Source organism: Variovorax sp. MPBD4-3, assembly GCF_058809745.1.
This window is the reverse complement of record NZ_JBXASW010000036.1, coordinates 1-12,679: the sequence shown is the minus strand read 5'-3', so window position 1 is coordinate 12,679 and position 12,679 is coordinate 1. Positions and strand designations below refer to the sequence as shown.

Genomic DNA, 12,679 nt, shown 5'->3' with positions numbered 1-12,679 from the left:
GTGATGCGCGGCTCAGTGGGACACGGCGGCGGCAGTCTGCGCCGCGCTGATGCCGGTGTTGCGGATGGCGCCGATGTGCCCGCGCAGTTCCAGCACGATGTCGGTGAACTCCTTGGTGTAGGTGAGCTCCAGCTCGCGCGGGCGCGGCAGCTCGATCTCTCGCTTGACCACGAAGCGTCCCGGGCTCTTGCTCATCACGTACACCGTGTCGGCCAGGAACACCGATTCGCGCAGGTCGTGCGTGACCAGGATCACGTTGAACTGCTGCTCGGTCCACAGGTCGCGCAGGATGCACCACAGCTCTTCGCGCGTGAAGGCGTCGAGCGCGCCGAAGGGCTCGTCGAGCAGCAGCATCTTGGGCTCGTGGATGAGCGCGCGGCAGATGCTCGCGCGCTGCTGCATGCCGCCCGAGAGCTGCCACGGGAACTTGTCTTCATAGCCGCCGAGGCCCACCTTCTGCAGCAGCCGGCGGGCACGCTCCTCGTATTCCTTGCGTTTCGACTTGAAGTTGGAGCGGTAGGGCTCGACGATCTCCAGCGGCAGCAGCACGTTGTCGACGGTGGTGCGCCACGGCAGCAGCGACGGCGCCTGGAAGGCCATGCCAGAGATCTTGAGCGGCCCGGTCACGGGCTGGCCGTCGATGCGGATCTTGCCCATCGACGGCATCTTCAGCCCGGTAGTGAGCTTCATGAAGGTCGACTTGCCGCAGCCCGAGGGGCCGACGATGGCGATGAACTCGCCGCGCCTGACCTTCAGGTCGATGGCCTCGACCGCGAAGTGGTTGGCGCGAAGCAGCTCCTCGTTGTAGGCGAGCCAGACGTCCTGGAAGTCGACGAAGGGGGCGGCCGTGTCTGTTGCGAGCGATGCGTCCGCCATCACTTCTTCGTCAGGACGTTGAGTTCGGCCGCCGGCGGCAGCATGGCCGAGGTCCACACGGCGTCGGGGTTTACGCGCGTCTTGGTGGCGAAGGCGTCGGACACCTGCGAGGCCATGAGCGACATGCGGCCCGAGTTCACCGCGCCGAAGCCCTCGGCGCGCGCATCGGCGCTGTTGATGACGGTGTCGATCGCCAGCTGCAGCCGGCGGGTTTCGAGCTTGCTGTCGATGATGCCGTCGCGCGCCTTCACCGACTCGATGGCCACGGCCGGGTTGGCGATGACTTCCTTCGCGCCCTTGGCAAAGGCCGAGAGGAATTTCTTCACCGCCGCCGGGTTCTCCTTGATGAGCTTGGGCGAGGCGATGATGACGTTGCCGTACAGCTTCACGCCGTAGTCGGGGTAGGGCAGGATCACCACGTCGGCCGCCTTGGCGCCGCGCGCCTCGAGGTTGAGCAGCGAGGTGAAGGTGAAGCCGGTGATGGCGTCGATGTCGCCGCGCATCAGCATGGTCTCGCGCAGCGTCGGGTCCATCGCGGTCCAGTTGACGGCGCCGATGTTGTTGGCCTTGGCGAAGATGGGGAACGCGCGGCGGCCCGCGTCGAACACCGGCGCGCCCAGCTTCTTGCCGGTGAGGTCGCCCGGCTTGGTGATGCCGCTCTTCTTGAGCGCCATGACCGAGGCCGGCGTGTTGTTGTAGACCATCATCACCGCGACCGGCTTGTTGGGGCTGTCGGGGTTGTTGGCGTGGAACTCCATCAGCGCCGCGAGGTCGGCGAAACCCATGTCGTAGGCGCCCGAGGCCACGCGCGTGACGGTGCCGCCCGAGCCGTTGCCTGCGTCGATGGTCACGTCGAGGCCGGCGGCCTTGAAGTAGCCCTTGGCGGCGGGATGCAGGAACAACGCGGCCGGCCCTTCGAAGCGCCAGTCGAGCTGGAACTTGATCGGCGTCGAGGTCTGCGCGAAGGCCGGGACGAGGCCGAAGCTGAGCGCCGAGGCGGCGAGGAAGGACTGAAGCAGGTGGCGCTTGTTCATGCGGGATCGTTCCGTGAAAGGTGAATGCAAGGTGTTGCCGGCATTCAAGCAAAAACGGTGCCCGCACGTGATTGGTGCGAACCCTCCCCGTGGATCAGAGTAGTGCGTAGCCCCTGAAATCTGCACCTTCGACGGGAAATCCCTTCGATTTCAGGGGGCGCTTGCACCGAATGCGAGCCAACATGGGTCGTCCACGCCCGATCGGGGCCAAGAAAAACGCCCCGCTGCGAGTGCCGCAGCGGGGCGTTTTCAAGGGTGGGCAAACCGTCTTACTTCAGCGCGGTCGTTGCGTTCGCCACGGCCAGCGCCGTCATGTTGACGATGCGCCGCACGGTCGACGTGGGCGTCAGCACATGCGCCGAACCCGCCGCGCCCAGCAGGATCGGGCCGACCGTGATGCCGTTGGCGCCCGTCATCTTCAGCACGTTGTAGAGGATGTGCGCCGAGTCCAGGTTCGGGCACACCAGCAGGTTGGCTTCGCCGGTGAGCGTGGTCTCGGGCAGGGCGGTGCGGCGGATTTCTTCCGACAGTGCCGAGTCGCCGTGCATCTCGCCGTCGCACTCGATGTCGGGGGCCATCTGCGCGAACAGGTCGCGCGCCAGCCGCATCTTGCGTGCCGAGCCGCGGCTGGAGGTGCCGTAGTTCGAGTGCGAGAGGAAGGCCACCTTCGGCGGCAGGCCGAAGCGGCGCACTTCCTCGGCGGCCATCATGGCAATGCTGGCCAGCAGCTCGGCGCTCGGGTCTTCGTTCACGTTGGTGTCGGTGATGAAGACGGTGCGCTTTTCCAGCGTGAGCGCGTTCAGCGTCGCGAAGCCGGGCGCGCCGCGCTTCAGGCCGATCAGGTTGCGGATGTGCTCCAGATGCACGTCGAAGCGCCCGACGAGGCCGCAGATCATGGCGTCGGCGTCACCCAGGTGCAGCATCAGCGCGGCGATGATGGTGTTGGAGCGGCGCACCATGGTCTTGGCGGCCTCGGGCGTGACGCCGCGGCGGCCCATGAGCTTGTGGAAGCTCTCCCAGTAGATGCGAAAGCGCGGATCGTCCTCGGGGTCGACGACTTCCACGTCCGTGCCGACTCGGATGTGCAGGCCGGCCTTCTTGATGCGCGCCTCGATCACGGCGGGCCGGCCGACCAGGATCGGCTGTGCCAGGCCTTCGTCGACGGCCAGCTGGGCGGCGCGCAGCACGCGCTCGTCCTCGCCCTCGGCGTACGCCACGCGCTTGGCGGCGGCGATCTTGGCGGCGCTGAAGACCGGGCGCATGAACATGCCGGTCTGGTAGACGAAGCGCGTCAGGTGCTGGCGGTAGGCCTCCATGTCCTCGATCGGTCGCGAGGCCACGCCCGAAGCCGCGGCCGCCTTGGCCACCGCCGGCGCGATGCGCAGGATCAGGCGCGAGTCGAAGGGCTTGGGAATGATGTAGTCGGGGCCGAAGGCCAGCTCCTGGCCGGCGTAGGCGGTGGCCACCTCTTCGCTGATGTCGGCCTTGGTGAGGTCGGCGATCTCGCGCACGCAGGCCAGCTTCATTTCTTCCGTGATCTTGCTGGCGCCGCAATCGAGCGCGCCGCGGAAGATGTAGGGGAAGCACAGCACGTTGTTGACCTGGTTCGGATAGTCCGAACGGCCGGTGGCGATGATGCAGTCCGGCCGCACGGCCTTGGCCAGTTCGGGGCGAATTTCAGGCTCGGGGTTGGCCAGCGCCAGGATGATGGGTTGCGTGCCCATGGTCTTGACCATCTCTGCCGTCATCACGCCCGGGGCCGAGCAGCCCAGGAACACATCGGCGTCCTTCACCACGTCGGCAAGGGTGCGGGCGCCGGTGTCTTTCTGGGCGTAGCGTGCCTTGGATTCGTCGAAACCGCCCGCGCGGCCCATGTAGATCAGGCCCTTGGAGTCGCAGGCGTAGATGTTGGCGGGCTTGGCCCCCAGGCCGACCATCACGTCGAGGCAGGCGATGGCGGCGGCGCCGGCGCCGGAGACCGCGATCTTCACTTCCTCGATCTTCTTGCCGACCAGTTCCAGGCCGTTGAGGAGGGCCGCGGCCGAAATGATGGCCGTGCCGTGCTGGTCGTCATGGAACACCGGGATGTTCATGCGCTCGCGCAGCTTCTTCTCGATGTAGAAGCACTCGGGCGCCTTGATGTCTTCCAGGTTGATGCCGCCCAGCGTGGGCTCCAGCGCCGCGATGATGTCGACCAGCTTGTCGGGGTCGTTCTCGGCCAGCTCGATGTCGAACACGTCGATGCCGGCGAATTTCTTGAACAGGCAGCCCTTGCCTTCCATCACCGGCTTGGACGCCAGCGGGCCGATGTTGCCCAGGCCCAGCACGGCCGTGCCGTTGGTGATGACACCCACCAGGTTGCCCCGGGCGGTGAATTCGGCCGCCAGCGACGGGTCGGCCGCGATGTCGAGACAGGGATAGGCCACGCCCGGCGAATACGCCAGCGACAGGTCGCGCTGGTTCAGCAGGGGCTTGGTCGGGGTGATCGAGATCTTGCCCTTGACGGGCGAGCGGTGATACTCGCGCGCTGCCTCGCGAAGTGCTTCTTCTGCAGGGGAAAGGGGTGCAGCCATGAAAGTCTCCTTGTTTCTGACGGGCAATGAGGCTACCGCAAAAGGGCGGCTTGTTCTTACAGGGGGAATGCCGAAAACGCCTGGATCCATATCTTCCGGCGGATAAGGCGGGGTGGTCGCTTCGCTAAACTGCGCTACTGTTAATTAGCGTTAACCAGCAGCACAACCACAACGAGGGACAAGAGCGTATGACACCCGGACCTTTCACAAGCACCGACCCGGACGTCGTCGTCATCGGCGGCGGCCCTTCGGGTTCGACCGTGGCGGCCCTGCTGGCCGACAAGGGCCACGACGTGGTGCTGATCGAGAAAGCCCAGCACCCGCGCTTCCACATCGGCGAGTCGCTGCTGCCGATGAACATGCCGCTGTTCGACCGCCTGGGGGTGCGCACCGAGGTCGAGGCCATCGGCCTGCGCAAGCACGGCGCCGAGTTCGTCTCGCCCTGGCACGACCACAGCAGCCATTTCGACTTCGGACAGGCGATGGACAAGAGTTTTCCCTACGCCGTGCACGTGCGCCGTTCGGAATTCGACGAGCTGCTGTTCCGCCATGCCGGTAAACGGGGCGCGCGCACCTTCGAGGGGCAGCGTGTCACGGGCGTGGACATGGACGCGGGCAAGGGCACGCCCGACAACCGGCCGCTGGTGAAGGTCAAGGCCGACGACGGCGCCGAGACCAGCTGGCGCCCGCGCTTCGTGATCGATGCGAGCGGGCGCGACACACTGCTGTCGAACCAGTTCGACGCCAAGCAGCGCAACCGAAAGCATGCGAGCGCCGCGCTCTACGGGCACTTTGCCAACGCCGAGCGCCGGCCCGGCCGCTTCGAGGGCAACATCTCGCTGTTCTGGTTCGACCATGGCTGGTTCTGGTACATCCCGCTGAAGGACGGCACGGTGAGCGTGGGCGCGGTGGCGTCGCCGGCCTACTTCAAGCGCCGCAAGGGTTCGCTCGAGGAGTTCCTGATGGAGACCATCGCGCTGGCGCCCAAGCTGGCGGCGCGGCTGAAGAACGCCACGCTGATGGAAGGCGCCACCTCCACCGGCAACTACGCCTACGACTCGAAGTTCTGCCGCGGCGACCGCTTCATGATGGTCGGCGACGCCTATGCCTTCGTCGATCCGATGTTCTCGTCGGGCGTGTACCTGGCGATGAACAGCGGCTTCGAGGCCGCCACCGCGGCCGACCATTGGCTCAAGGGCGAGGCGAGGGAAGCCGAGCGCGCCTTCCGCCACTACGAGAAGGTCATGAAGCGCGGGCCGAAGATGTTCTCGTGGTTCATCTACCGCATCACCTCGCCGGCCATCCGCCGGCTGTTCATGGCGCCGCGCAACATCTGGCGCATGCAGGAGGCGTTGCTGTCCATCCTGGCGGGCGACCTGTTCCGCGACACGCCCATCGGGCCGCGCTTCTGGGGCTTCAAGGTGACGTACTACGCGTCGTGCCTCGGCATCCTGCCGCAGGCCGTGAAGACCTGGGCGTGGCGCCGGCGCAATCTGAAAGAGTCTCTCGACGCGGTGAAGACCTGATCTCTTTTCGGGCACTGCGGGGGTATTCGGGGCTCGCTCACGCCGACGGGGTAACTTGCTCCGCGAATGACCCCTTGGGATCCCGGCAGCCCCTCAGTCCGGCGAAACGGCGTGTTGAGCAAGCGCCTCGAGTGCCTTGACCAGCGCCGAGTGGTCCAGCTGGCCATAGCCCAGCGCCGCGCATGCGTTCATGAGTTGCGCCGCATTGGCCGTCTGTGGCAAGGACACGCCCAAGGAGCGCGCGCTCTGCATCGCCAGGTTCAGGTCCTTCTGGTGCAGCGAGATGCGGAACCCCGGCGCGAAGGTGCGCTTGATCATCCGCTCGCCGTGCACTTCGAGAATGCGCGAGCTGGCAAAGCCGCCCATCAGCGCCTGCCGCACCTTGGCGGGATCCGCGCCGGCCTTCGAGGCGAACACCAGCGCTTCGCTCACGGCTGCGATGTTCAGCGCCACGATGATCTGGTTGGCCACCTTGCAGACCTGGCCGTCACCCGCGCCGCCCACCAGCGTCACGTTCTTGCCCATGCTGTCGAGCAGCGGCTTCACGCGGCCGAAGGTGCCTTCGTCGCCGCCGCACATGATGGTGAGGCTCGCGGCCTTGGCGCCCACTTCGCCGCCGGAGACCGGCGCGTCGATGTAGCCGGCCCCCATCGCCGTGATGCGGCGCGCGAAGTCTTTCGTCGCGATCGGGTCGATGGAGCTGCAGTCCACCACGATCTTGCCGTGCGAGTCCTTCAGGCCGGCGGCCACGCCCTCCTTGCCGGGTTCGCCGAAAAGCACCTTCTCCACGTCGGGCGTGTCCGGAACCATGATGAAGATGATGTCGGCCTGCCGCGCCACCTCGGCGCCCGAGGCGCAGATGGTGGCCTTCGACACGAAGGGCTCCGGCGTGTTGCCGTGCGTGTTCACGAACAGCTGGTGGCCGGCGTCGAGCAGGTGGCCCGCCATGGGCGCGCCCATGATGCCGAGGCCGATGAATCCGATTTTTTGTTGGGTTGCCATGTCTGTGTTTCCTTGTCTGTCCGGTGCTTATTGCTGTTGCGTGAGTGACTCGCGCCAGCCGAGGCCGTTGACGGTGTCGGTGCGCGGCTTGTATTCGCAGCCGATCCAGCCGTCGTAGCCGAGCGAATCGATGTGCCGGAACAGCCACGGGTAGTTGATCTCGCCCGTACCCGGCTCGCCGCGCCCGGGGTTGTCGGCCAGCTGGATGTGGCCGATCTGCGCCAGGTGCTTCGAGAGCGTGTTGCCGAGCTCGCCCTCCATGCGCTGCGCGTGATAGATGTCGTACTGCACCCGCAGGTTGGACGAGCCGACCGCCTCGATCAGCGCCAGCGCCTGGTCGGTGCGCGTGAGGAAGAAGCCCGGAATGTCGAAGCTGTTGATCGGCTCGATCAGCAGGCGCAGGCCCGCGGCCTCCAGCTCGCGCGCGGCCAGGCGCAGATTGTCGATCACCGTGCGGTTGACGACGTTGATGTCCGCGCCTGCCGGTACCTTGCCGATCAGGCAGTTGACCTGCGGGCAGCCGAGTGCGCTCGCGTAGTCGATGGCCATCGCGATGCCTTCGGCAAACTCGCCGGTGCGCTCCGGATGGCAGGCGATGCCGCGCTCGCCCTTGTCCCAGTCGCCGGCCGGCAGGTTGTGCAGCACCTGCCGCAGGCCGTTGGCGCGCAAGGCGGCGGCCAGCTCCTTCTTCTCGAAGGCATAGGGGAACAGGTACTCCACGCCCTTGAAGCCCGCCTTGGCGGCGGCCTCGAAGCGTTGCATGAAGGGCAGCTCGGTGAAGAGCATCGTGAGGTTGGCTGCGAATTTGGGCATGTGCAAGGTCTCCTCAATCCAGCATTGCCACGGCAAGGGCCGTGGGTGCGTCGGCCGTGCTCTCGGCCAGCGGTTCGAATTCGTTGATGGCGTCGATCTCGGTGCCCATCGCGATGTTGGTCACGCGCTCCAGCATCACCTCTATCACCACGGGCACCTGGAACTCGGCCATGAGCGCTTCGGCGCGCTCGATGGCGGGTGCCATCTCTTCCTGTTTGCGCACGCGGATCGCCTTGCATCCCAGGCCCTCGACCACCTTCATGTGGTCCACGCCGTAGCCGCGCTCGATGCCGCTGTCGGCCGATGCGTTGATGTTGTCGAACGCGAGCTGCACGCAGTAGTCCATCTCGAAGCCGCGCTGCGCCTGGCGGATCAGCCCGAGGTAGGAGTTGTTGACCACGATGTGCAGGTAGGGCAGCTTGAACTGCGCGCCCACGGCCAGCTCTTCGATCATGAACTGGAAGTCGTAATCGCCCGAGAGCGCGACGATCTTGCGTGCCGGGTCGGCGGCACGCACGCCCAGCGCGGCGGGAATGGTCCAGCCCAGCGGGCCGGCCTGGCCGCAGTTGATCCAGTGGCGCGGGTTGTACACGTGCAGGAACTGCGCGGCCGCGATCTGCGACAGGCCGATGGTGCTCACGTAGCAGGTGTCGCGGTCCAGGTGGTTGTTCATGCACTGGTACACGCGCTGCGGCTTCATCGGCACGTCGTCGAAATTGGTCTTGCGCAGCATCGTCCTCTTGCGCTCGCGGCATTCGCCGGCCCAGGTGACGCGGCTCGGCAGCTTGCCCGCGGCCTTCATCTCCTCGGCCACCTGCACGAACAGCTCGAGCGCCGCCTTGGCGTCCGACACGATGCCGAAGTCGGGCGTGAACACACGACCGATCTGCGTGGGCTCGATGTCCACGTGCACGAAGGTGCGGCCCCTGGTGTAGACGTCGACCGAGCCGGTGTGCCGGTTGGCCCAGCGGTTGCCGATGCCCAGCACGAAGTCGCTGGCGAGCATGGTCGCGTTGCCGTAGCGGTGGCTGGTCTGCAGGCCGCACATGCCGGCCATCAGCGGATGGTCGTCGGCGATGGCGCCCCATGCCATCAGCGTGGGAATCACCGGCACGCCGGTGGCCTCGGCAAAGCGCACCAGCAGGTCGGCCGCATCGGCATTGATGACACCGCCGCCGGCCACGATCAGCGGGCGCTCGGCCGCGTTCAGCATGCCGATGGCCTTCTCGATCTGCGCGCGCGTGGCGGCGGGCTTGTACGGTGTGAGCGGCTGGTAGGCGTCGATGTCGAATTCGATCTGCGCCATCTGCACGTCGAACGGCAAGTCGATCAGCACCGGCCCGGGGCGGCCCGAGCGCATCAGATGGAAGGCCTGCTGGAAGACCTGCGGCACCTGGCCGGGCTCGCGCACCGTGACCGACCACTTGGTGACGGGCTTGGAGATCGACTCGATGTCCACCGCCTGGAAGTCCTCCTTGTAGAGCCGCGCGCGCGGCGCCTGGCCGGTGATGCAAAGAATGGGAATGGAGTCGGCCCACGCCGAGTACAGGCCCGTGATCATGTCGGTGCCCGCCGGGCCCGAAGTGCCGATGCACACGCCGATGTTGCCGGCCACCGCGCGGGTGTAGCCCTCGGCCATGTGCGAGGCACCCTCCACGTGGCGCGCCAGGATGTGCGCGATGCTGCCGCGCTGGCGCAGCGCCGAGTACAGCGGGTTGATTGCCGCGCCCGGCACGCCGAAGGCCTGCGTCACGCCTTCCTTTTCCATCACCAGAACCGCGGCCTGGACCGCTGTCATCTTTGCCATTTGCATGTCTCCTTGAGGTGGTCCCACTTTAGGAAGCGGGACGCATTCGAAGAAGACGGCTGGGGGCCATAAAACCTATTCCGCCATGGAATAAGTGGCTACCATCCGGCCATGGACAGATTGCTGGCAATGGAAATGTTCGTGCGCGTGGTCGAGACCGGCAGCTTCTCGAAGGCGGCTCGCGAGTTCAATACGACGCAGCCCACCGTGACCAAGCAGGTCGCGGCCACCGAGGCGCGGCTGAAGGTGCGGCTGCTCAACCGCAACACGCGCGGCGTGAGCCTCACCGAGCCCGGTGCGCTGTATTACGAGAAGTGCAAGACCATCGTGCGCGAGGCGGAGGAGGCCGAGAGCATCGTGCAGCTGCGGCAGAACCAGGCGCAGGGGCTTCTGCGGGTGGGCACTTCGGTGGCCTTCGGGCGGCGGGTGGTGGTGCCGCTGGCGCTCGAATACATGCGCCGCCATCCGCAGGTGCAGCTCGACCTGAGCTTCGAGGACCGCTACGTGGACCTGATCGCGCAGGGCATCGACGTGGCCATCCGCATGGGCAAGCTGGCCGATTCGTCGCTGGGTGCGCGCTACCTCGGCGCCAACCCCTGGGTCATGGTCGCGTCACCGGCCTACCTGAAGAAGCATGGCACGCCGAAGCGTGCACAGGACCTGAGTGGGCATGTGGCGCTGATCTACAGCAGCGTGGTGGGGGACGAGTTCTGGCGCATGCACACGCCCAGGGGCGAGCCGGTCACGGTGCCGGTGTCGGGGCGCTTTCGCTCGAACAACCTGTCGGCCGTGCTGGCCGCCGCGAGAGACGGGCTCGGCATCGCGCTGATGCCGCGCTATGTGGCGAGCGAATCGCTGGCCACCGGCAAGGTGCGCGAGGTGCTCGGCGACCATGCCTTGCCCGAGCAGGAGATACATGCCGTGTTTCCTTCGCCGAAGCTGGTGCCGGGCAAGGTGTCGGGCTTCGTGGCTTTCCTCCAGGGGCGTTTTGACGAAGGCTGGTGGGCGGGGTGAGAGGTTGTCCGGGGCGTGTGCACAGGCCACCGGGTACTCCCCTGCGCGAATGTCCCCCGCCGGCGTGAGCGAGCCCTGAACAGTTGTGCCCTCTTCAAGCCTGCACGAAGACCCCGTGAAGGCCTAGCGGAAGCGCATAAGGCAGCGTCGCCTGCGCCACCGGACCCGCCGCCAGGTGATCGGCCGCGAAGCACGACAGCACCGTCTTGCGCCGACCGAAGTCGAGCACCGTGCCCAGCACCCAGCCCGGCTTCGAGCCATCCGGTACGAAGACATGTTCTTCCACCATGGCTTGTGCCCCGTAGCTGAAACGCTGGCTGCGGCCGGTCTCGACGTTAGTGCGTGCGACTGCGCCGAAGCCCGGCAGGTCGGGCCGGATCTGCGTGGCGTGCACCACCTGGCGGTGGCGCAGGCCGACGCGGCGCGGGTCGATGCGCGGGAACTCGGCCTCCTGCGCCAACGCCGCCTGCGTGGCCTTGCCGGTGCCCAGGTTCAGGGTGGCCACGTTCAGGTGCGGATCGGGGCCCCGCACGCGGCGCGCGCGCATCACCTCTCGGTTGGTGGTGAACACCGAGTCGGCGTTGTCCGAGCGCACGTAATCGACGTGGATCAGCGTGCCGCGCGGCGTGTCTTCCTCCCAGGCATTGCCCACGTGGAAGAGGAAGCCGGCCGGCAGCTCGAGCATCTGCCGCCGTTCCCAATCCTGCTTGTCGACGACCAGCGCGCGCATGCCCAGTTCGGGGCGCCAGACGTGGGCATCGAGAAAGGTCGCGCCGGCATCCTTGCGCTTGCCGTCGTACACCAGCGGCGGCAACAGGAACACGAGATGCCGCTCGGTCACCGCGAAGTCGTGGACCATCGGCATGTCGGCCACCGGCACCACGGCAGCGCGGCGCAGCGAGCCTTCGGGCGCAATCTCGTACAGCGCCAGCAGGCCCTGGCCGGAGCTGACGCCGAAGTTCCACACCGTGCCGTCCGGGTCCACCTTGGGATGCGCCGAAAACGGCATGCCCGCGAGGTCGGCGCGCCAGGTCTTCACGCCCAGCGTGTCCAGCGTGCGCGCGTCGATGCGCGTGGCCGAGCCGCCCTCCCATAGCGCCAGCACTTCGCCCCGCAGCGGCAGCACGCTGGTGTTCGCGACGTTGATGCTGTCGGGCGACGTCGGCGGCTCCCCGCCCGGCGGCATGGTGCCGAAGGCCTCGTACAGGCGACGGCCGGCCCGCGCCTCGGCGACGCGCTTGGGCGTGGCAACGTAGCGGCCCTGGTGGCGCACGTCGGTCCCCTCGATCACGAAACGATGCACCATGCCGTCGCCGTCGAACCAGTGGTGATAGCGCTCGCCGCCCATGTCGTGGCCGGCCGGGCCGATGCGAAACAGCGTGCCCGCAACTGCATCGGGAAAGCGCCCGCGCACCGTGGCGCGGGTGAGCGGCAGGTCGTCCGGGGGCGTGGCAAAGCCGATCTTCCAGGGCGCCCCGGCGGCCTCGAACTGGGCCTGCCAGCTGTCGGTGCCAGCGGCGCGCGCCAATGGCGCGAGGAGGGGCAGTGCGCCGGCCGATGCCAGCAGGCGCAGGAGTTCGCGTCGTTCCATGGCGGGCACCTCAGCGCAGATGAATGACGGTCTGCAGGTCGGCGTCGACGCGGATCGCTGCCGCCTCGAAGTCGGGTGCCGCGCGGTTGCCCTTGGCGTCGTTCGAGAAGCCGTAGCGTTCCGTCGGCATGCCCATGAGGTTGGTGTCGAGCTTGCCGTTGCCGTTCTCGTCGGCAAATGCGCGCAGCGCGTAGCGCCCCGGGGCAAGGCCCGGAAACACGAGCCGGGCCTTGCCCTCGCGCATCGGCGTGGTCTGCGAAGCCACCGGCTTGCTGTCGGCGTAGCCGGCGGCGTCGCTGTACAGCGCGACGTAGAGCGTGGCGTCGGCCGCCGGGCCGTCGGCGACGCTCAGGCTGAGGTCGGCGGCCAGTGCGCCGGCGGGCGCGAGGATGGCGGCGGCGCAAAGTGCGCGCACGATCGGGCGGGACAGGAGGCCGGAAATT

The 12,679-nt window shown here is 67.2% G+C and carries 10 protein-coding genes; 2 read left to right on the top strand and 8 right to left on the bottom strand.

The genetic code is table 11. The annotated features are described in order from the left end of the window. Positions 1-12: 12 nt before the first annotated feature. The 3 genes from AC1RVW_RS19740 to AC1RVW_RS19730 form a co-directional block, all read right to left on the bottom strand. The gene (locus tag AC1RVW_RS19740; RefSeq protein WP_409196777.1) at positions 13-876 is read right to left on the bottom strand and encodes an ABC transporter ATP-binding protein; all 864 of its coding nucleotides are present in this window, start codon (positions 874-876) and stop codon (positions 13-15) included. Next, the gene (locus tag AC1RVW_RS19735) at positions 876-1,910 is read right to left on the bottom strand and encodes an ABC transporter substrate-binding protein (protein WP_409196776.1); all 1,035 of its coding nucleotides are present in this window, start codon (positions 1,908-1,910) and stop codon (positions 876-878) included. Before AC1RVW_RS19735 ends, AC1RVW_RS19740 begins: the two co-directional genes overlap by 1 nt. Before the next feature lie 269 nt (positions 1,911-2,179). Continuing rightward, on the bottom strand, positions 2,180-4,483 hold the full coding sequence (locus tag AC1RVW_RS19730) for an NADP-dependent malic enzyme (RefSeq protein WP_106938095.1): 2,304 nt from the start codon (positions 4,481-4,483) through the stop codon (positions 2,180-2,182). Positions 4,484-4,671: 188 nt separating this feature from the next. On the opposite strand from AC1RVW_RS19730, the gene AC1RVW_RS19725 reads away from it, so the two are divergent. Further along, positions 4,672-6,009 carry an NAD(P)/FAD-dependent oxidoreductase gene (locus AC1RVW_RS19725; protein ID WP_081269325.1) on the top strand — a complete coding sequence of 446 codons (1,338 nt, stop codon included), beginning with the start codon at positions 4,672-4,674 and terminating at the stop codon, positions 6,007-6,009. Positions 6,010-6,102: 93 nt separating this feature from the next. On the opposite strand, the gene AC1RVW_RS19720 is transcribed toward AC1RVW_RS19725, so the two are convergent. From AC1RVW_RS19720 to gcl, 3 genes are read right to left on the bottom strand one after another with little or no spacing between them, the layout of a single operon-like run. After that, on the bottom strand, positions 6,103-7,011 hold the full coding sequence (locus AC1RVW_RS19720) for a 2-hydroxy-3-oxopropionate reductase (protein ID WP_493201957.1): 909 nt from the start codon (positions 7,009-7,011) through the stop codon (positions 6,103-6,105). Between the two features lie 27 nt (positions 7,012-7,038). Then, positions 7,039-7,824, bottom strand: coding sequence for a hydroxypyruvate isomerase (hyi, locus tag AC1RVW_RS19715; RefSeq protein ID WP_493201955.1), 786 nt, complete (start codon positions 7,822-7,824; stop codon positions 7,039-7,041). A gap of 13 nt (positions 7,825-7,837) precedes the next feature. Beyond that, the gene (gene gcl, locus AC1RVW_RS19710) at positions 7,838-9,631 is read right to left on the bottom strand and encodes a glyoxylate carboligase (RefSeq protein WP_493201953.1); all 1,794 of its coding nucleotides are present in this window, start codon (positions 9,629-9,631) and stop codon (positions 7,838-7,840) included. A gap of 111 nt (positions 9,632-9,742) precedes the next feature. On the opposite strand from gcl, the gene AC1RVW_RS19705 reads away from it, so the two are divergent. Next, positions 9,743-10,645, top strand: coding sequence for a LysR family transcriptional regulator (locus AC1RVW_RS19705; protein WP_081269329.1), 903 nt, complete (start codon positions 9,743-9,745; stop codon positions 10,643-10,645). A 94-nt stretch (positions 10,646-10,739) separates the two neighbouring features. Here the strand turns inward: AC1RVW_RS19705 and AC1RVW_RS19700 are convergent, their stop codons facing one another. Both AC1RVW_RS19700 and AC1RVW_RS19695 read right to left on the bottom strand, forming a co-directional pair. Next, the gene (locus AC1RVW_RS19700; protein ID WP_493201951.1) at positions 10,740-12,236 is read right to left on the bottom strand and encodes a carotenoid oxygenase family protein; all 1,497 of its coding nucleotides are present in this window, start codon (positions 12,234-12,236) and stop codon (positions 10,740-10,742) included. A gap of 10 nt (positions 12,237-12,246) precedes the next feature. Next, entirely contained in the window at positions 12,247-12,678 is a 432-nt protein-coding gene (locus tag AC1RVW_RS19695; RefSeq protein WP_493201949.1) for a DUF2141 domain-containing protein, read from the bottom strand. Position 12,679: the final 1 nt, after the last annotated feature.